Origin of the sequence: Streptomyces sp. NPDC052396 (assembly GCF_044593195.1) — a bacterium.
GTDB lineage: Bacteria > Actinomycetota > Actinomycetes > Streptomycetales > Streptomycetaceae > Streptomyces.
In genome coordinates, this window is record NZ_JBIUAW010000001.1 from 1,011,163 (window position 1) to 1,028,826 (window position 17,664).

Below are 17,664 nucleotides of genomic sequence, written 5' to 3' on the forward strand. Positions count from 1 at the left end.
GGGGCGCCCGCAGGGGAGGCGGCGGGAAAGCGCACTGTTCACCGGGCGGCAACCGCGACGGAGGCCCGCCGCCCGGTCCGGGTCACCGGGCCCGGCCCTCCTCGTCCGCATCCTCGTCCGCGCTGTTCCCGGGCCCCGGGCGGTTCCCGCCGGGCGGCCGCAGATAGGGGTTGGTCTCCTCCCGCGCGGGCCGTCGCGGGGAGGGCCGGTACGGGCCCGGTGGCGGTTGCTCGTCCCCCTCGGGGGCGGGCGGCGGACCGAATCCAGGGGTGCGGGAACGGTGCGGGGCCCCGCCGGCGGGCGGACCATAGCCGGGCGCCGGGAGCACGCCAGGGCCCGGTCCGGGGGCGGGGCCCTGGCGGTCATCCGGTGCGGGGGCGGGTGAGGGGCCGTACGGGGGCGGCGGGCCGTAGCCGGATCGCGGTGGCTGGGCGGGGCCCGGGCGGTCATCCGGTGCGGGTGCGCCAGACGGACCGGATGCCGGTGGCGGGCCGTACCCCGGTGGCGGGGCCGCACGGTTCCCGGCCGCTTCCGGGCCATGACCGTACCCAGGCGTCCGCGGGCCCCGGCCATAACCGGATCCGGCTGGGCCTCGCCCATAGCCGGGCAGGGTCTCGGCCTGGTCGTATCCGGGAAGGCGGGCTGGGCCGTCGCCCGGACCCCGAGGGCCCGGGCCCTGGCCATGGCCCGGTCCGCCGGGGCCCTGGCCCTGTCCTGGGGCCCCAGGTCCCGGGGCGTATCCCGGTGTCCCCGGCTCCCAGCCGTACCCCGGCGCGTCCGGACCCCAGCCGGATCCCGGTGCGGCACCACCCGGCCCGTCCCCCCGCACGCCCAACCGCGGAGCGGCCACGCACAGCGCTGCCGTACGGCGGCCCGCCGCGCCCGTGGCGCAGGCCAGCAGGGCGCCGATGAAGCCGGCGGCCAGGCCCCAGAGGGCGCCCAGGGCCAGTGCCGCGCCGGTGCTGCCCTCCAGGTCCAGGCCGGCGCCCACCGCGTCCACGCCCAGTACGGACAGTCCGGCATCGGCCTTGAGCCGGGTGGCCAGCACCAGCAGGGGCAGGGCCAGGGCGGTGGCGGCGCTCAGGGAGAGGCCGCAGCGCCCGGCGAAGGCGGGCACGCTCCGCCTGCCGCGCGGGGTGCGCACCGCGGTGAGGACTCCGGCCAGCAGTATCAGCAGCGCACAGGCCGCGGTCAGCAGCCAGACCCGGGGCTCGAGCTCGGCCAGGCGGCCCACCGAGACGGTCTCCTCGGCCCGGGTGTCCAGCAGCCGGTTCAGCGGATCGGGCAGAAAGCGCAGCAGGGAGCCGCTGGCCGAGCCATGCCAGGGCACCAGCAGACCCAGCGGCACCCCGAGCCACACCCCGTTGGGCGCCCCGAGCAGCGTGGCGCCGGCCACCCGTCCGGGATGGTCGTCATGGGACGCGGCCACGGCCGCCGCCGCCCACCCGGCCGCGACCGCCAGCACCAGTACCGCGCACAGGGCGGAAACGGCCGGCCGTACGCTCCGGTGCAGGAGGGCCCAGCGGGGCGGCAGCGGAGCGCGGCGGGCGGCCAGCACCGTGATCAGCAGCACCGCCAGCACCCACACCGCCCCGCCCAGCAGCGAGGGCCCGGTCCGCACCGTGAAGCCGACGGATGCCTTGCTGCGGGCCAGGCCGCCGAGCCCGTCCGCCAGGCCGCCGCCGATGTCGCCCAGGCCGGGGATGTTCAGGCTCGGCCCGTTGCCGCCGCCCGTACCCAGCCCCAGCCCCTTGCCGTCGAAGGTGACAGTGGAGGACCCGGCCCAGCACAGGCCACCGAGCAGCAGCAGGAAGAGCACCGCCAACACCCCGGCGCGCAGGGCGAGTTCGCGGACCCGAACGGTGGGTCCGGCGGCCCGCAGCGAGCGGGCGAAGAGCAGGCCGAGCAGCAGTGCCCCCACCAGGCTCACGCCCAATGGCGCGATATCGATGGTGGTGTGCGCCCCCGCGCCCTGGAGCCCGAAGGCTTCCACCGAGCCGGAGGGGCTGACCGAGCCGCCCATCGCCAGCACCATCAGCGCGGCGGTCATCGGCCCCAGTGAGCCCACCGCGTCCGCGCCCAGCAGATGCAGCCCCAGCGCGGCCACCGCGGCCATGGCGAGGAAGGCCCAGCTCACCGCGGCGACGGCGGAGAGCAGCAGTTCGGTGCCGCGTACCGTGCGGCTGCCGGAGATGGTCATCACGGTCCCCCGATCCGTACCAGTTGCCCCGATCTGCGCAACTAGTGCGCATTCATGGGCCGTTACCACTGTCCGGGGGACCGTTCCGCTCCGTCAACCGCACCTGTTACCGGGACGTGTCAATGCCCGACTTTCGGATGGGCGACTGTGCCTGAAATAGTTCCTCCCGATGTTCGCCATCCCTAGACTCCCTGAACAGCAGGGGGTATATCGGGGGACAAGTAGTGGGGCATGGAGTGCCTGAACTCGTACTGGAATTGAATGGACAGACCTGGGCATTGGACCCGTCCAGGTCATACACCCTGGGGCGTGACCCGCAGGGTGATGTGGTGCTGGAGGACGCCAGGGTCTCGTGGCGGCACGCCATCGTCCGCTGGAGCGGGCACAGTTGGGTCATCGAGGACCAGGGCAGCACCAACGGCACCTTTGTGCAGGGGCAGCGGGTCCAGCATGTGGAGATCGGCGCCGGTTCGGCCGTCCATCTGGGCAACGCGGCCGACGGCCCGCGGCTGACGCTCAGTGCGGCGGCCGTGCCCTCCGGTGACCTCTACAGCGCGCAGACCTCACTGGCCGCCCAGGGACAGCCCGCTCAGCAGCAGCCGGCGGCCGACTGGGCGCACCAGGCAGCTCAGGCGCCGCAGCCCCAGGTCTACCAGCAGTCCCCGCAGCAAGGAGGATGGCAGCAGCCGCAGCAATACCAGCAGCCGTCGCAGCATCAGCAACCGCAGCAACAGCCGCATATCCCGCAGCAGGCCGCCGCTCCGGCCCAGCAGCCGGCCGCGGGCCCGGGCGGCACCCCGCCGGTCCATGGCGGCGGTGACCGCAGCCCGACCAGCTTCTACCAGATGGCACAGGGCCGGGTGATGCGCATCGGCCGTGCCCTGGAGAACGAGCTGGTCGTCGCCGACCTCCAGGTCTCCCGGCACCACGCGGAGTTCCGGGCCACCAATGACGGCCGGTTCGAGATCGTCGACCTCGGCAGCCACAACGGCACCTATGTCAACGGTCAGCCGGTCAGCCGCCAGATCATCGGCCCCCACGACATCGTGGGCGTCGGCCACTCCACCTTCCGGCTGGTCGGCGACCGGCTGGAGGAGTTCGTCGACACCGGTGACGTCTCCTTCTCGGCCCGTCATCTGACGGTCACGGTGGACGGCGGCAAGCAGATCCTCAAGGACGTCTCCTTCGGCGTCCCGGAGAAGTCGCTGATCGCGGTGATCGGCCCGTCCGGCTCCGGAAAGTCCACCCTGCTCAAGGCGCTCACCGGCTACCGCCCCGCCAACCAGGGCGATGTCCTCTACGACAACCGGAACCTCTACAAGCAGTTCGCCGAGCTGCGCCAGCGCATCGGCCTGGTTCCGCAGGACGACATCCTGCACAAGGAGCTCACCGTCCGGAAGGCGCTGCGCTACGCGGCCAAGCTGCGCTTCCCCGGCGACACCGCGCCCGCCGAGCGCGAGGCCCGGATCGACGAGGTGCTGCGCGAGCTCAAGCTGGACATCCACAAGGACAAGAAGGTCACCTCGCTCTCCGGCGGCCAGCGCAAGCGTGTCTCGGTCGCCCTGGAGCTGCTCACCAAGCCGTCGCTGATCTTCCTGGACGAGCCGACCTCCGGCCTGGACCCGGGCATGGACCGCGATGTGATGCAGCTGCTGCGCGGCCTGGCCGACGACGGACGCACCGTCCTGGTGGTCACCCACTCGGTGGCCGAGCTGGCGCTCTGCGACAAGCTGCTGGTGATGGCGCCGGGCGGCTCGGTCGCCTACTTCGGCCCGCCCGAGGAGGCGCTCAACTTCTTCGGCTATGAGACCTGGGCCGATGTCTTCTCGGCGTTCGAGAACTACCGCGACTACGACTGGGCGGGCCGCTGGAAGGGCTCCCAGCACTACCAGATGTACGCCGCGGACATCGACGCGGTGGCGCCGCAGTCCGTACACGTCCAGCCGCAGATGGTCCGGCCCCCCAAGCCACAGAGCTGGAGCTCCCAGCTGTGGACGCTGATGCGCCGCTATGTCTCGGTCATCGCCTCCGACCGCGGCTTCCTGGCGCTGATGGTGATCCTGCCCGCGGTGCTCGGCGGCGTCAGCTGTGTGATCCCCTCCGATTACGGCCTGGGTGCCCCGGATCCCCGGCACTTCAACCAGGACGCCGGCACCATCATGCTGATCCTCGCGGTCGGCATGTGCTTCTCGGGCGCGGCCAACTCCGTACGAGAACTGATCAAGGAGCGGGTGATCTACGAACGGGAACGTGCCGTCGGTCTGTCCCGTTCCGCCTATCTGATGTCCAAGGTGATCGTCCTCGGCGTGATCACCGCCTTCCAGGGCGTCATCATCTGCGCCATCGGCTTCTCCATCCGCAAGCTGCCGACCGCGGGCCTGATCGTCAAGAAGGCCCCGGCCGTGGAGCTCTGCCTGGTGATCATCGCGCTGGGCATCACCTCGATGATGATCGGGCTGGTCATCTCCTCGCTGGTGAAGACGGCCGAGAAGACCATGCCGCTGCTGGTGATGTACGCGATCGTCCAGGTCGTGTTCACCGGCATCATGTTCAAGATCTACAACTCGCCGGGCATCGAGCAGTTCGCCTGGCTGATGCCGTCCCGCTGGGCGGTCGCCGGCACGGCCACCACGCTGGACCTCTCACACATCATGGCGCCCATGGACAAGAACAACCCCAAGAACCTCGACCCGCTGTGGGCGCACACCGCCACCCAGTGGGGCGTGGACCTGGTGGTCCTGATCATCCTGGGTGTGGCCTGTGGATTCGCGGTCGCGCGTTTGCTGCGCCGTCATGAGCCGGAGGTCATGCGCAAGTAGCGGCCGGCTGTCCCGGTACGGCGAAGGGCGGCGGCACCCATGAGGGGTGCCGCCGCCCTTTCGCGCGCTGTGGTGAACGTCCGGGCTCAGTAGGCCGAGTTGACGTTGTCCATCGAACCGTAGGTCTTGGCCGCGTAGTTGCAGGCGGCCACGATGTTGGCGACCGGGTCGTAGATGTTCCAGGAGGTGCCCGCCACGTGGTACGCCTGGAAGGTCGGGTCGATCACCTGCAGCAGGCCCTTGGAGGGGATGCCCGCGGCGGCGTTGGAGTCCCAGTTGTTGATCGCGTCGGGGTTGCCGCTGGACTCCCGCATGATGTTGCGGTACAGGCCGTCGTAGCTGCCCGGGATGTTGTGGGCGGCCATGATGTCCAGGGCCTGGCGGATCCAGCCGTCCAGGTTGTTGGCGTAGGTCTTGGGGGCCGGCGCGGCCGGCGCGGCGGACGCGGCCTTGATCGGCTGGCGCTGCTCGGACCGGCTGGCGGCCTCCTTGGCGGCGCGCTCCTTGTCCGCCTTGGCCTTCGCCTCGGCCTCGGACTTCTTCTTGGCCTCGGCCTCGGACCGCGCCTGCTTGGCGGCGGTGTCCGACTGCTTGGCGAGCTCGTCGCGCTGCTCCTCGGTGCCGAACGCCTTGGCGTTCCACGCCACCGGCTTGACCGAGACGGCCTTGGTGTCCGTGCCGGCCGAGGCGCTGGGCACGATCGCGAAGGCGAGGGCGGCAGCACCCGCGGCAGCGATGCCGGCGGCGGAGAACTTGTGGACCTTGGTCAGGCGGCTATAGCCGGAGATGGAGCGCATACGTGCTGAACCTCTTCCAATCGCTTGAGTCGCAGTGGCCCGGATCGGCGCGGTGAAGCGCCGCTGATGTCTCTCCGGCGCCCTGCGGCTGGGCAATTGTTAGCGGCCGCAAAATCCTGTGGCAAAGGTGTGACGTACTACCCGGCTTCGTTGCGGCGGTGGCGGGCGGAGTTGCCCGCAGCGGCCTCGCCATATGCTCAGAGCCGTTCTTATGACGGCCTTACCCGCCTACTAAGCAGGGCCGTACGTGATGTGCGTCCTATGTCCGGGCTCACACCGGGCAGCGCCCCTCATCACCCGGTGCGAGCGCCCGGACGCGCCGGGTCACACCTCGGTCAGCACCTGGTCCAGGCTCTTGCGCACCAGGTCCGGAACCCGGCAGTCGGCGGCCGGATAACCCACCGGGATCACCGCGAAGGCCTTCTCATTGGCCGGCCGGCCCAGCACCTCGGAGAGGAAGCGCATCGGGCTCGGTGTGTGCACCAGCGCCGCCAGCCCCGACAGATGCAGGGCGGACAGCAGCATGCCGACCGCGATCCCCACCGACTCGTCCACGTAGTAGTGCTTGTGCTTCACACCGTCCGCGCCGAGCCGGTAGCGCTGCTGGAAGACCACGATCAGCACGGGCGCGTCCGTCAGATGCGGCTTCACCTCATCCGTGCCCAGGGGCCGCAGCGCCGCCAGCCACTCCTCGCCCAGCCGCCCGGCGTAGGACAGACGCTCCTCTTCCTCCGCCGCCGCCCGGATCAGGCGGCGCACCTCCGGGTCCCTGACCCGGACGAAGCTCCAGGGCTGCTGGTGCGCCCCGGAGGGGGCGGTGGCCGCGCAGGCGATGGCGTCCCGGACCACCTGCTCGGGCACCGGGTCGGCCGAGAACTGCCGTACGGTACGGCGCTCGCCCAGCCGCCGCCGCAGCTCGGCGGCGCGGGCCAGGGACTCCTCGGCGGGCATCCGCTCGGGCCGGTAGGGGACGGGCCGGTAGGGCGTGCCATCCACGGGCGTCCAGTGCGTTGATGTGGGCATGCCTGAAGTCTTTCCCGGGGCGGTCCGCTTCAGGCCCTTTGGCCTAGGCCACAGGACGCAGCCGGGCCGCCCGACGGCCCGATCCCCCGGTGGCTACCGCTCGGTACGGTGGGGCCATGACCAATGGCCCACGCTCCGGCCTGTCCGCCGTGAGCACCGCGATTCTCGCCATGAGCCGGCACCTGGAGGTCCGGGACGTCCTCCAGACCATCGTCGTCTCCGCCCGCGAGCTGCTCGGCGCCGACTACGCGGCGCTGGGCGTCCCCGACGACCACGGCGGCTTCGCCCAGTTCGTGGTGGACGGCGTCAGCGAGGAGCAGTGGAAGGCCATCGGTCCGCTGCCCCGCCAGCACGGCATCCTCGCCGCGATGCTCCAGGACGCCACCCCGCAGCGGCTGGCCGACGTCCGCCAGGACCCTCGCTTCGAGGGCTGGCCGGACGCCCACCCCGATATGTGCGACTTCATCGGCATGCCGGTGGCCGACGGCGACGAGATCCTGGGCGCCCTCTTCCTCGCCAACAAGCGCGAACCCTGCGCCGGCTTCACCGCCCGGGACGAGGAACTGCTGCGCACCCTCGCCCAGCACGCCGCCATCGCCCTGGTCAACGCCCGCCTCTATGAACGCAGCCGGGAACTGACCATCGCCGGCGAGCGCGCCCGCCTGGCGCACGAACTGCACGACGCCGTGGCCCAGAAGCTGTTCTCGCTGCGGCTGACCGCCCAGGCCGCCACCGCCCTGGTGGACCGCGACCCGGCCCGCGCCAAGGGCGAACTCCAGGAGGTCGCCCGGCTGGCCGCCGAGGCGGCCGACGAGCTGCGCGCCGCCGTAATCGAGCTGCGCCCCGCCGCCCTGGACGAGGACGGTCTGGTCGCCACCCTGGACAACCAGGTCAAGGTGCTCGACCGGGCACACGCCGCCCGGGTCACCTTCACCGCCGGCCCGGTGCGCGCCCTGCCCGCCGCCCAGGAGGAGGCACTGCTGAAGGTCGCCCAGGAGGCCCTGCACAACGCGCTGCGCCACTCCGGTGGCGCCAAGGTGGAGGTCACCCTGTGCCGGTCCGGCCAGGGCGCCGTGCTGCGGGTCGCCGACGACGGCCGCGGCTTCGACCCCGGCGCCGTCCGCCGGGCCGGACGCCACCTGGGCCTGGTGTCCATGCGCGACCGCGCCCATGGCGTCGGCGGCCGGCTCACCGTTGTTTCGGAGCCCGGCCAGGGCACCGCGATCGAGATGGAGGTACCCGGTGGATGACCACCGCGCGATCCGAGTGCTGCTGGTGGACGACCACCAGGTGGTCCGCAAGGGCCTGCGCACCTTCCTGGAGGTCCAGGACGACATCGAGGTGGTGGGGGAGGCCGCGGACGGCGCCGAGGGCGTCGCCCGGGCCGAGGAGCTCCGCCCCGACGTCATCCTGATGGACGTCAAGATGCCCGGCACCGACGGCATCGAGGCACTGCGCAGACTCCGGGCGCTGGACAACCCCGCCCGGGTGCTGATCGTCACCAGCTTCACCGAACAGCGCACCGTGATCCCGGCGCTGCGGGCCGGTGCCGCCGGCTATGTGTACAAGGACGTGGACCCGGACGCGCTGGCCGGGGCCATCCGCTCGGTCTCCGCCGGCCATGTGCTGCTGCAGCCCGAGGTCGCCGAGGCGCTGCTGGCCCAGGAGGACGCGGCCGGCGGCGGCCAGGGCCGGGGTAACGCGCTCACCGAACGGGAGCGCGAGGTGCTCGCCCTGATCGCGGACGGCCGGTCCAACCGGGAGATAGCCCGCGCCCTGGTGCTCTCCGAAAAGACCGTCAAGACCCATGTCTCGAACATCCTGATGAAGCTCGACCTGGCAGACCGGACCCAGGCGGCGCTTTGGGCGGTACGTCATGGGATCGGTGCCTGAGGGCGGCAGCCCGGAACGTCGTCTTCCGATGATCGATTCATGCGGTCGTGTGATTGGCCATACGAACCAGAAACCCGACCGGTGGCGGCCCGTTCTCCATGGCGTAACCGCGGCGGCTGGCCGTGGGAACGATCTCAGGAAGGTCAGAGAAAGAGTGAAGAACATGAAGAAGGCCGCTGCCGTCACGCTTGCCGTCAGTGGTCTGGCCCTCGCCGGTGCCGGTGTCGCTTCCGCGCACGGCCAGGCGAACGGCGAGGCGGAGCACAACCCCGGCATCGTCTCCGGCAACGTGGTCCAGGTGCCCGTCAAGGTTCCGGTGAACCTCTGCGGCAACACCATCAACGTGGTCGGCGCGATGAACCCGGCGCACGGCAACCTCTGCGTCAACGAGTAACAAGACGCTGCTCGCTTCGTCGGCCGGCCGGCCCCGCCTGGCGCGGGGTCGGCTTCCGAGGGGGATCGATCGTCCGAACGAGGGCAAAAGCCGCTGGTGGCCGTGCCATTGGCGAGGAGCTGGCGTTCATCAGGGCGCGACTGTCGTCATCCGACGTCGCAAGTCACCAGCAAAGGAAGACACCCTATGAACAGTGCCAAGAAGGTCGCTCTGGTTCTGGCCGCGGCAGGTATGGCCCTCGGGGCCTCCGTCGCCAACGCGGCCGCGGACGGTGGCGGTGCCGACGCCCGTGGCGTTGCCACCAACTCGCCCGGCGTCCTGTCCGGCGACGTCATCCAGATCCCGATCCAGATCCCGATCAACCTCTGCGGCAACTCCATCGACATCGTCGGCCTGCTCAACCCGACGTTCGGCAACACCTGCATCAACGGTGGCATCGAGCGCTCGGAGCACCGCGAGGTGCGGTTCCACAGCCACCAGCGGCACGAGGAGCACGGGCACGGCGGGCACCACGGCGACGACGACTGACCGTCCGGCACCCGGCCCAGTAACAGGCAAGGCCCCGCGGACCCTCCGGTCCGCGGGGCCTTCCGCTGTCTCAGCTCCGTCCGCGCTCCCGCTCCTCCAGCAGGGCGTTGTACGCCGCCACCTGGGCCCGCCGCGCGGTCCGCTCCACCGGGCGCAGTGCCGCCGCCCGGGCCGCGATCTCCGCCGCGCTGACCGCGCCGCCGTGCTCCCGGCCGCCCGTGTCCCCGGGCCGGTAGGCGATGGCGACCAGCGTCCCGACCCGCTGGGCCAGCTCCAGCACCCGTACCGCGCGCGGCGGATAGCCCGGCGCCAGCAGCTCACGGCCGTGCTCGGCCCGCGCCCGGTAAGCCTCCAGGGCCGCCTGGGCCACCGGTCCGGACCCGGCCACATCCAGCCGGGAGAGCACCTCGGTGGCCTCGCGCAGCGCCTCGGCCAGCTCGCGCTCGGCCTCCGAGAGCGAGGGCACGTCCACCACCGGTGTGTCCCGCACCACCAGGCACTGCCAGACGACCTCCACATGCACATCGCCCTTGGGGCCCGCCTGGTGCACCTCGGGCACCAGTCCCAGGCCGGCTCCGGTGGCGATCACCGCCTCGCCGGCCTCCAGCGCCAGTGAGTTGAACTCCGGCGGGCCGCTCAGGCCCAGCGGGTGACCGGGCGCGGGCAGCGCCAGCCGCAGCCCGCGCGCCCCGAGGGCGCGCAGCCGGCCCAGCGCCAGGGTGAGGCCGACCGGGCCGGACTCACCCGGCAGTCCGGCGACCCGATGCGAGGCGTCATCTCCGGTGATCTGGTGCGCTGCGTCATCGGGTGCGGCAAACCCGGCAATCAGGGCATTTCCCCAGGCGCACAACCGTCCTGAGCGGTGTTCATCGAGCATGGGTACCAGCCTAGGGACTGCCGGGCGGGGCAGGTGGCGTAGGTTTTCCTCGGGGGCTGCGCCGACAGGTGCCAGCGACGACGAACTGCAATGGGAGACAACGCGCTCATGAGCGATGTGCTGGAACTGGTGGACGTATCCGTGGTCCGCGAGGGCCGGGCTCTGGTGGACCAGGTCTCCTGGTCGGTCAAGGAGGGTGAGCGCTGGGTCATCCTCGGCCCCAATGGCGCCGGCAAGACCACCCTCCTCAATGTCGCCTCCAGCTACCTCTTCCCCACCAAGGGCACCACCAGGATCCTGGGTGAGAAGCTGGGCGCCGTCGATGTCTTCGAACTGCGCCCGCGCATCGGCATCGCCGGCATCGCCCTGGCCGACAAGCTGCCGCGCAGCCAGACCGTGCTGCAGACGGTGCTCACCGCCGCCTATGGCATGACCGCGCACTGGCGGGAGGACTACGAGGCGGTGGACGAGCAGCGGGCCCGCGCCTTCCTCGATGTGCTGGGCATGACCGACCACCTCGAGCGGAAGTTCGGCACCCTCTCCGAGGGCGAGCGCAAGCGCACCCTGATCGCCCGCGCCATGATGACCGACCCCGAGCTGCTGATGCTGGACGAGCCGGCCGCCGGCCTGGACCTCGGCGGCCGCGAGGACCTGGTGCGCCGCCTGGGCCGGCTGGCCCGCGACCCGCTGGCCCCCTCGATGATCATGGTCACCCACCATGTCGAGGAGATCGCCCCCGGCTTCACCCACGTACTGATGCTCCGTCAGGGCCAGGTGCTGGCGGCCGGCCCCATCGAACTGGAGCTGACCTCCCGCAACCTCTCCAAGTGCTTCGGCCTGCCGCTGGTGGTGGAGCACCGCAACGACCGCTGGACGGCGCACGGTCTGCCGCTGTCCTGAGCCCGCACGGCCCGGGCGACCCTGTCCGTGACCCGTCCGCGCGCCTACCATGACCATGTGAACACATGGGCGTGGTGGCTCGTGGCCGCCGTAGGGCTGGGCATCCCGCTGGTCGTGACCGCGCTGCCGGAATTCGGCATGCTCGCGGCGGGCGCCGTGGCCGCCGCCGTCACCTCCGGTCTCGGCGGCGGCATCGTCATCCAGTTCATCGTCTTCACCGTCGTCTCGGTCGCCCTGATCACCGTGGTGCGCACCGTCGCCAACCGGCAACGGGCCCGCCGCCCCGAGCTGCGGTCCGGAGTGGAGGCACTGAAGGGGCGTGAGGCCGTGGTGCTGGAACGGGTGGACGGCGACGGCGGACGCATCAAGCTGGCGGGCGAGATCTGGTCCGCCCGCTCCCTGGACGCCGAGCACAGCTTCGAGGTGGGCCAGCGGGTGGACGTCATCGACATCGACGGTGCCACGGCCCTGGTGATGTGAGCCGCGCCATGTGCCGCTCCCCGGACGGATCTGATCAGGGCGCCTGCGCGGACGCGCAGGTTCTGAAAGACTCGATCATCACGATCGACCACCGACCGACCAACGACCAACGGCACGAGGAGCCATGATGGCGATCATCATCGTCCTGATCATCCTGGTGGTGCTCGTCTTCGTCGCGCTCATGAAGACGGTGCAGGTCATCCCGCAGGCCAGCGCCGCGATCGTCGAGCGCTTCGGCCGCTACACCCGCACCCTGAACGCCGGGCTCAACATCGTCGTCCCGTTTATCGACTCCATCCGCAACCGGATCGACCTGCGCGAGCAGGTAGTGCCGTTCCCGCCGCAGCCGGTCATCACCCAGGACAACCTGGTCGTCAACATCGACACCGTCATCTACTACCAGGTCACCGACGCCCGGGCCGCCACCTATGAGGTCTCCAGCTTTATCCAGGCCATCGAGCAGCTGACCGTCACCACCTTGCGCAACATCATCGGCGGCATGGACCTGGAGCGCACCCTCACCTCCCGTGAGGAGATCAACGCGGCACTGCGCGGCGTCCTGGACGAGGCCACCGGCAAGTGGGGCATCCGCGTCAACCGCGTGGAGCTCAAGGCCATCGAACCGCCCACCTCCATCCAGGACTCGATGGAGAAGCAGATGCGCGCCGACCGGGACAAGCGCGCCGCCATCCTCACCGCTGAGGGCATCCGCCAGTCGCAGATCCTCACCGCCGAGGGTGAGAAGCAGTCGGCGATCCTGCGGGCCGAGGGTGAGGCCCGGGCCGCCGCACTGCGCGCCGAGGGTGAGGCCCAGGCGATCCGCACCGTCTTCGAGTCCATCCACGCCGGTGACCCCGACGAGAAGCTGCTGTCCTACCAGTACCTGCAAATGCTCCCGAAGATCGCCGAGGGCGACGCCAACAAGCTCTGGATCGTGCCCAGCGAGATCGGTGACGCCCTCAAGGGCCTCAGCGGAGCCGTGGGCAACTTCACCCCCAAGGGCGGCGGCCCCGGCCTCACCAAGGAGAGCCCCCGCCGTGAACAGCCCCCCATCGACTGAGAGTTGACCGGGCCAGGTATCTCTGTTGCATGATCAGTGCGGCCCCCCGACCTGCATGGCGGGGAGGCTCCGTACTGATAAAGGAGATGGCCTTGTCCATCTGGGCTGCAATAGCGATCTTCGCGGCCGGCATCGGCGCCGGCACCATCAATGTCATCGTGGGCTCCGGCACCCTCTTCACCTTCCCGGTGCTGCTGGCCGCCGGACTGACGCCGGTCACCGCCAATGTGTCCAACACCCTCGGCCTGGTCACCGGCAACCTCAGCGGCGTCATCGGCTACCGCCGGGAACTGCGCGACCAGCGCCGGCGCATCATCCGCTTCGGCACCGTCGCCCTGATCGGCGGACTGACCGGGGCCGTCCTACTGACGACGCTGCCGCCGGAGACCTTCGCCGCCGTGGTGCCGGTGCTCATCGGCCTGGCCCTGGTCCTGGTCGTCCTGCAGCCCCGGCTGGCGCGGGCCCTGGCCCGCCGCCGCGAGCGCACCGGCGTTGCCCCGCAGGCGGACGGTGGTGTCGCCCTGCTCCTCGGCCTGCTGCTGGCGAGCGTCTACGGCGGTTACTTCGGCGCCGCCCAGGGTGTGATGTACCTGTCCCTGATGGGTCTGCTGCTGGCCGACGGCATGCAGCGGATCAACGCACTGAAGAACGTCCTCGCCGTGGTCGTCAATGGCGTGGCCGCGCTGTTCTTCCTGTTCGCCGCCCACCCGGACTGGCGGGCCGTGCTGCTGATCGCCGCCGGATCCACCCTGGGCGGCCAGATAGGCGCCAAGGTCGCCCGGCGGCTGCCGCCCACCGCGATGCGCGCGGTGATCGTGCTGGTCGGCGTGGTGGCCATGGCCGAACTCCTGCTCCGCTGACGGGAGCCGGGCGGACGACGGCCACCGGACGCCGTCGTCCGCTCAGGCCGGCAGCGCCAGCCAGTCCGGCGGCCGCTCCCGGTCATAGGAACCCAGCGCCAGCAACAGGGCGTCGGACGGCGTCGGTTCGAAGGGACGGCTGAGCAACCGCATCCCCGCCTGCTCCGGAGTACGGTCCGCCTTGCGGTGGTTGTCCTCGGCGCAGGCGGCCACGGTGTTCAGCCAGGTGTCCCCACCGCCGTGCGACCGCGGCACCACATGGTCCACGGTGGTGGCCCGCTGCCCGCAGTACGCGCACCGGTGCCGGTCGCGTACCAGCACTCCCCGCCGCGACCAGGGGGCACGTCTTCGGAACGGCACCCGTACATACCTGCGCAGCCTGATCACCTGGGGCACCGGAACGTCCATCGCGGCCGCCCGCAGCCGCAGACCAGGACGGACCTCTTCGACCACGGCCTTGTCCTGGAGCACCAGCACCACGGCGCGGTGCAGTGACACCGCCGCCAAGGGCTCGAAGCTCGCATTGAGGACCAGTGTCTCCCGCATTCCGTCCACCTCCCGGCCGTGGTCCCGCCCCTGCGGCGGGATGGCTCAACTGTGCCGGGGAGAAAACGGTGGAACAACGCAATTTCCTTGCGATACAAGGAACTTGAGGGAGCCAATGGGGAAACGCTCCGGGCCCTTCCCCCGTGGAATCCCTGGGCCCGGAGCGTATGACGACGGACGAGGCCGGCCGGAGCTCAGGACTCCGGCCTCCGGCAGACGGCCGGTGCGCGCACCGCGCCGCCCCCGCCACTGCGGTATCCGCCGTCCGACGACGAGGTGCGGTGCCGCCGGACGAATACCACTGTGCGGTGCCCGGGCCCGGAGGCGCAACGGAATTTCAGGTCGCCCGACTCCCGGCCGTCCGGGGGCAGTTCAGCCGCGCCCGGGATTCTCGTGCTCGCCGATCAGCTGCGCCCGGGCCAGGGCGTGGAACCGCAGGTGGAAGCCGACCACCGCGGGGGAGGCGTCCTGGTCGGGACCCAGCTTCTCCTGGTCCACCGCGTACACGGTGAACACATAGCGGTGCGGCCCGTCCCCGGGCGGCGGTGCCGCGCCGCCGAAGTCCCGCGTCCCGTAGTCGTTGCGGGCGTGCACCGCGCCCTCGGGCAGTCCCTTCAGCTCGCCGCTGCCGGCACCGGCGGGCAACTCGGTGACATCCGCCGGGATGTCGAAGAGCACCCAGTGCCAGAAGCCGCTGCCGGTGGGGGCGTCGGGGTCGTAACAGGTCACGGCGAAGCTCTTGGTCCCGGCCGGGAAGCCCTCCCAGCGCAGCTGGGGCGAGCGGTTGCCGCCGCTGAACACCTGGGCGTCGCCCAGCTTGGCGCCATCCGTCACATCATCGCTGACCACGGTGAACGAGGGCACCTGGGGATGGAAGTCATGGGGGAGCGGCCGCCGCTTGAGCGCATCGGACACGAAGACACCTCCTGAACGAGGAGACCGGTGGAAGGGCCAGCCTAACGACGCGAATCCACCGGCAGCCGCCGGGAGCTGCGACCATACGAGGTGTGCTTCGACGTGTGTTCCCCCGAACCGGCCCCGGCCGACGACCCAAGAGCCGTGCCATGCGCGCGCTGACCGTGCTGCTCGCCGCCCTGCCCCTGTTCCTGCTGCCCGCCTGCTCCTCCGGCGGCCATGGCAAGTCCGCCCACAAGTCCACCACGCCCCCGGCCAGATCCACCGCCCCGCACCTCGGCGGCACTGCCACCCCCGACTGGGCCCGTGGCATGCGCACCGTCACCCCGGACAGCCTGCCGCCGGAGGCCCGTAAGACCCTTGAACTCATCGACAAGGGCGGCCCGTTCCCCTACTCCAAGGACGGCACGGTCTTCGGCAACTACGAGAACCGGCTGCCCAAGCAGGCCCGCGGCTACTACCACGAGTACACCGTCCCCACCCCTGACGCCCGCAACCGCGGCGCCCGCCGGATCATCGCCGGCAGCCACTCCGAGCGCTACTACACCGGTGACCACTACAAGACCTTTGAAGCGGTGGTGAAGTCATGACCGGTCAACTGCCCGACCCCGGGATCGCCGGGCTCCTGGACGGCTCGGTCCCGCCCGGGATCTACCGCCTGCCGGTGACCGAGTCCGCCGCCCGGACGGTGGAGCTCGCCACCGACGCCGGCTGGCGGGCCGCCCGGCTCCGCCTGGACAAGGTCGGCGACAAGGCCGCCTTCCTCGACAAGTGCGCCACCGACCTGGGCTTCCCCGGCTGGTTCGGCCACAACTGGGACGCGCTGGCGGACTGCCTGATGGACTTCTCCTGGTGGCGCAAGGACGGCGAGCCGCAGGGCTATCTGCTGCTGGCCGAGGACTGGGACACCTTCCGTAAATCCACGCCCGAGGACGCCCGGATGGCCGAGACGATCTTCCAGGACGCCATCGACTTCTGGACGGAGCAGGGGACACCGCTGGCGGTACTGCTCGTCTGACCGCCCCCCGGGCCGGCCGCCGCCCACGGGCGACCCTGTGTCGCGGCAGTCCGATACGCTCGGCAGGCATGACCGCGCCTGACCGTACGCCGCTCTCCCGGGCCTTCTTCGACCGGCCCGTCCTCGAGGTTGCCCCGGAACTGCTGGGCCGGACCCTGGTCCGCGGCAGTGAGCAGGGGCCGATCGAACTCCGCATCACGGAGGTCGAGGCGTACGCGGGTCAGCTGGACCCGGGATCGCACGCCTACCGGGGCCGCACCGAGCGCAACGCCTCGATGTTCGGCCCGCCCGGGCACGCCTATGTCTACTTCATCTACGGGATGTGGTTCAGCCTCAACCTGGTCTGCGGATCCGAGGGCACGGCGAGCGGTGTGCTGCTGCGCGCCGGCGAGGTGATCAAGGGCGCCGACCTGGCCCGCAAGCGCCGGCCCAAGGCCCGCAAGGACCATGAGCTGGCCCAGGGCCCGGCCCGGCTGGCCACCGCCCTGGATATCGACCGGGGTCTCAATGGGATCGACATCTGCGCCGGCCCCGGTGCACCCCTGTCGGTCCTGGCGGGCACCCCGGCTCCGGCCACCCGCATCCTCAACGGCCCCCGCACCGGCGTCGGCGGCGAGGGCGCCACCCACCCCTGGCGGTTCTGGGTGGACGGCGACCCCACGGTCAGCCCGTACCGGGCCCATGTCCCCCGGAACCGCTCCAAGACTGGGGTCCAGCAGGGTGCTTGACTCCGTCGACGCGAAGGTCTAACGTAGCCCGAGCCGCTGGAGACGGACACGCCGTGCGTGTGTACCGAGTGGGCGGCACAATCACTACTACAAGCAGTCACCCCGGATCGGGGTTGATTTTCGGTGCGCCGAAAATCGATTTCGATCGCCCCGGTCACCTCGATTGGGACCGGCCGGGAAATTCCGCTAAAGTAGTGATCACGCCGGGACGCGAAAGCGGAAAGGCGAGAAACCCCGCTCCGACAGGGGGCCGGAAACGAGAAATCGGATCTGGTAAGGTTGGAAACACCGAAGGGAAGCGCCCGGAGGAAAGCCCGAGAGGGTGAGTACGAAGGAAGCGTCCGTTCCTTGAGAACTCAACAGCGTGCCAAAAGTCAACGCCAGACTATAAAACAACCCCGTCCGTCATTGTGATGGATGAGGTTCCTTTGAAAAACACAGCGAGGACGCTGTGAACGGCCGGGCTTATTCCGCCTGGCTGTTCCGCTCAACGCGAGTGTTGAACCGGCAGTTTTTAATTAAACGCAGCCCGGTACACATTCACGGAGAGTTTGATCCTGGCTCAGGACGAACGCTGGCGGCGTGCTTAACACATGCAAGTCGAACGATGAACCGGTTTCGGCCGG

At 70.7% G+C, this 17,664-nt stretch carries 18 protein-coding genes and 1 rRNA gene; 13 read left to right on the plus strand and 6 right to left on the minus strand.

Features of this window, described 5'->3' with window-relative positions; all coding sequences use genetic code 11:
• Nucleotides 1-82: 82 nt before the first annotated feature.
• Nucleotides 83-2,200: a streptophobe family protein gene (locus tag ACIHFE_RS04965; protein WP_400104418.1), complete on the minus strand. Its 2,118-nt coding sequence runs from the start codon at nt 2,198-2,200 to the stop codon at nt 83-85.
• Between the two features lie 224 nt (nt 2,201-2,424).
• Here ACIHFE_RS04965 and ACIHFE_RS04970 point away from each other — a divergent pair, with 224 nt between their 5' ends.
• Nucleotides 2,425-5,019: an FHA domain-containing protein gene (locus ACIHFE_RS04970; protein WP_400104352.1), complete on the plus strand. Its 2,595-nt coding sequence runs from the start codon at nt 2,425-2,427 to the stop codon at nt 5,017-5,019.
• A gap of 86 nt (nt 5,020-5,105) precedes the next feature.
• Here ACIHFE_RS04970 and ACIHFE_RS04975 read toward each other — a convergent pair whose 3' ends face one another.
• Both ACIHFE_RS04975 and ACIHFE_RS04980 read right to left on the minus strand, forming a co-directional pair.
• Nucleotides 5,106-5,816, minus strand: coding sequence for a transglycosylase SLT domain-containing protein (locus ACIHFE_RS04975; protein WP_400104353.1), 711 nt, complete (start codon nt 5,814-5,816; stop codon nt 5,106-5,108).
• Between the two features lie 324 nt (nt 5,817-6,140).
• Nucleotides 6,141-6,839: a nitroreductase family protein gene (locus ACIHFE_RS04980; RefSeq protein WP_400104354.1), complete on the minus strand. Its 699-nt coding sequence runs from the start codon at nt 6,837-6,839 to the stop codon at nt 6,141-6,143.
• 116 nt (nt 6,840-6,955) lie between these two features.
• Between ACIHFE_RS04980 and ACIHFE_RS04985 the strand changes: the two genes are divergently transcribed.
• From ACIHFE_RS04985 to ACIHFE_RS05000, 4 genes are all read left to right on the plus strand, one after another.
• Nucleotides 6,956-8,089 (plus strand): GAF domain-containing sensor histidine kinase, encoded by a 1,134-nt coding sequence (locus ACIHFE_RS04985; RefSeq protein ID WP_400104355.1) that lies wholly within the window; start codon nt 6,956-6,958, stop codon nt 8,087-8,089.
• Nucleotides 8,082-8,732: a response regulator gene (locus tag ACIHFE_RS04990; protein ID WP_400104356.1), complete on the plus strand. Its 651-nt coding sequence runs from the start codon at nt 8,082-8,084 to the stop codon at nt 8,730-8,732. Before ACIHFE_RS04985 ends, ACIHFE_RS04990 begins: the two co-directional genes overlap by 8 nt.
• A 154-nt stretch (nt 8,733-8,886) precedes the next feature.
• Nucleotides 8,887-9,126, plus strand: coding sequence for a chaplin (locus ACIHFE_RS04995; protein WP_400104357.1), 240 nt, complete (start codon nt 8,887-8,889; stop codon nt 9,124-9,126).
• A 186-nt stretch (nt 9,127-9,312) separates the two neighbouring features.
• The gene (locus tag ACIHFE_RS05000; RefSeq protein ID WP_400104358.1) at nt 9,313-9,654 is read left to right on the plus strand and encodes a chaplin; all 342 of its coding nucleotides are present in this window, start codon (nt 9,313-9,315) and stop codon (nt 9,652-9,654) included.
• Nucleotides 9,655-9,724: 70 nt separating this feature from the next.
• Here the strand turns inward: ACIHFE_RS05000 and ACIHFE_RS05005 are convergent, their stop codons facing one another.
• Nucleotides 9,725-10,531: a hypothetical protein gene (locus tag ACIHFE_RS05005; RefSeq protein WP_400104359.1), complete on the minus strand. Its 807-nt coding sequence runs from the start codon at nt 10,529-10,531 to the stop codon at nt 9,725-9,727.
• Nucleotides 10,532-10,621: 90 nt separating this feature from the next.
• Here ACIHFE_RS05005 and ACIHFE_RS05010 point away from each other — a divergent pair, with 90 nt between their 5' ends.
• The 4 genes from ACIHFE_RS05010 to ACIHFE_RS05025 all read left to right on the plus strand — a co-directional run bounded on the left by ACIHFE_RS05010 (nt 10,622) and on the right by ACIHFE_RS05025 (nt 13,831).
• Nucleotides 10,622-11,431 carry an ABC transporter ATP-binding protein gene (locus ACIHFE_RS05010; RefSeq protein ID WP_400104360.1) on the plus strand — a complete coding sequence of 270 codons (810 nt, stop codon included), beginning with the start codon at nt 10,622-10,624 and terminating at the stop codon, nt 11,429-11,431.
• A gap of 57 nt (nt 11,432-11,488) precedes the next feature.
• Complete coding sequence (locus ACIHFE_RS05015) at nt 11,489-11,911, plus strand: NfeD family protein (RefSeq protein ID WP_400104361.1); 423 nt, start codon at nt 11,489-11,491, stop codon at nt 11,909-11,911.
• Between the two features lie 124 nt (nt 11,912-12,035).
• Nucleotides 12,036-12,971: an SPFH domain-containing protein gene (locus ACIHFE_RS05020; RefSeq protein WP_400104362.1), complete on the plus strand. Its 936-nt coding sequence runs from the start codon at nt 12,036-12,038 to the stop codon at nt 12,969-12,971.
• A 92-nt stretch (nt 12,972-13,063) separates the two neighbouring features.
• Nucleotides 13,064-13,831, plus strand: coding sequence for a sulfite exporter TauE/SafE family protein (locus ACIHFE_RS05025; protein ID WP_400104363.1), 768 nt, complete (start codon nt 13,064-13,066; stop codon nt 13,829-13,831).
• A 42-nt stretch (nt 13,832-13,873) separates the two neighbouring features.
• Here the strand turns inward: ACIHFE_RS05025 and ACIHFE_RS05030 are convergent, their stop codons facing one another.
• Nucleotides 13,874-14,377, minus strand: coding sequence for an HNH endonuclease (locus ACIHFE_RS05030; protein WP_400104364.1), 504 nt, complete (start codon nt 14,375-14,377; stop codon nt 13,874-13,876).
• Nucleotides 14,378-14,749: 372 nt separating this feature from the next.
• Nucleotides 14,750-15,292 carry a YbhB/YbcL family Raf kinase inhibitor-like protein gene (locus ACIHFE_RS05035; RefSeq protein WP_400104365.1) on the minus strand — a complete coding sequence of 181 codons (543 nt, stop codon included), beginning with the start codon at nt 15,290-15,292 and terminating at the stop codon, nt 14,750-14,752.
• A 149-nt stretch (nt 15,293-15,441) separates the two neighbouring features.
• On the opposite strand from ACIHFE_RS05035, the gene ACIHFE_RS05040 reads away from it, so the two are divergent.
• From ACIHFE_RS05040 to ACIHFE_RS05055, 4 genes are all read left to right on the plus strand, one after another.
• On the plus strand, nt 15,442-15,882 hold the full coding sequence (locus ACIHFE_RS05040) for a ribonuclease domain-containing protein (RefSeq protein ID WP_400104366.1): 441 nt from the start codon (nt 15,442-15,444) through the stop codon (nt 15,880-15,882).
• A complete protein-coding gene (locus tag ACIHFE_RS05045) occupies nt 15,879-16,310 on the plus strand; it encodes a barstar family protein (RefSeq protein ID WP_400104367.1) in 432 nt (143 codons plus the stop codon). The genes ACIHFE_RS05040 and ACIHFE_RS05045 overlap by 4 nt, the downstream gene beginning before the upstream one ends.
• A gap of 68 nt (nt 16,311-16,378) precedes the next feature.
• Entirely contained in the window at nt 16,379-17,038 is a 660-nt protein-coding gene (locus ACIHFE_RS05050) for a DNA-3-methyladenine glycosylase (RefSeq protein WP_400104368.1), read from the plus strand.
• Nucleotides 17,039-17,577: 539 nt separating this feature from the next.
• Nucleotides 17,578-17,664: ribosomal RNA gene (locus tag ACIHFE_RS05055) — 16S ribosomal RNA — on the plus strand; the annotation flags it as partial.

Excerpts from the sequence above, each read along its gene's own strand:
- ACIHFE_RS04965 (WP_400104418.1), bottom strand. The coding sequence starts at position 2,200 with ATGACCATCTCCGGCAGCCGCACGGTACGCGGCACCGAACTGCTGCTC.
- ACIHFE_RS04975 (WP_400104353.1), bottom strand. The coding sequence starts at position 5,816 with ATGCGCTCCATCTCCGGCTATAGCCGCCTGACCAAGGTCCACAAGTTC.
- ACIHFE_RS04980 (WP_400104354.1), bottom strand. The coding sequence starts at position 6,839 with ATGCCCACATCAACGCACTGGACGCCCGTGGATGGCACGCCCTACCGG.
- ACIHFE_RS04985 (WP_400104355.1), top strand. The coding sequence starts at position 6,956 with ATGACCAATGGCCCACGCTCCGGCCTGTCCGCCGTGAGCACCGCGATT.
- ACIHFE_RS05000 (WP_400104358.1), top strand. The coding sequence starts at position 9,313 with ATGAACAGTGCCAAGAAGGTCGCTCTGGTTCTGGCCGCGGCAGGTATG.
- ACIHFE_RS05005 (WP_400104359.1), bottom strand. The coding sequence starts at position 10,531 with ATGCTCGATGAACACCGCTCAGGACGGTTGTGCGCCTGGGGAAATGCC.
- ACIHFE_RS05010 (WP_400104360.1), top strand. The coding sequence starts at position 10,622 with ATGGGAGACAACGCGCTCATGAGCGATGTGCTGGAACTGGTGGACGTA.
- ACIHFE_RS05020 (WP_400104362.1), top strand. The coding sequence starts at position 12,036 with ATGATGGCGATCATCATCGTCCTGATCATCCTGGTGGTGCTCGTCTTC.
- ACIHFE_RS05030 (WP_400104364.1), bottom strand. The coding sequence starts at position 14,377 with ATGCGGGAGACACTGGTCCTCAATGCGAGCTTCGAGCCCTTGGCGGCG.
- ACIHFE_RS05040 (WP_400104366.1), top strand. The coding sequence starts at position 15,442 with ATGCGCGCGCTGACCGTGCTGCTCGCCGCCCTGCCCCTGTTCCTGCTG.
- ACIHFE_RS05045 (WP_400104367.1), top strand. The coding sequence starts at position 15,879 with ATGACCGGTCAACTGCCCGACCCCGGGATCGCCGGGCTCCTGGACGGC.
- ACIHFE_RS05050 (WP_400104368.1), top strand. The coding sequence starts at position 16,379 with ATGACCGCGCCTGACCGTACGCCGCTCTCCCGGGCCTTCTTCGACCGG.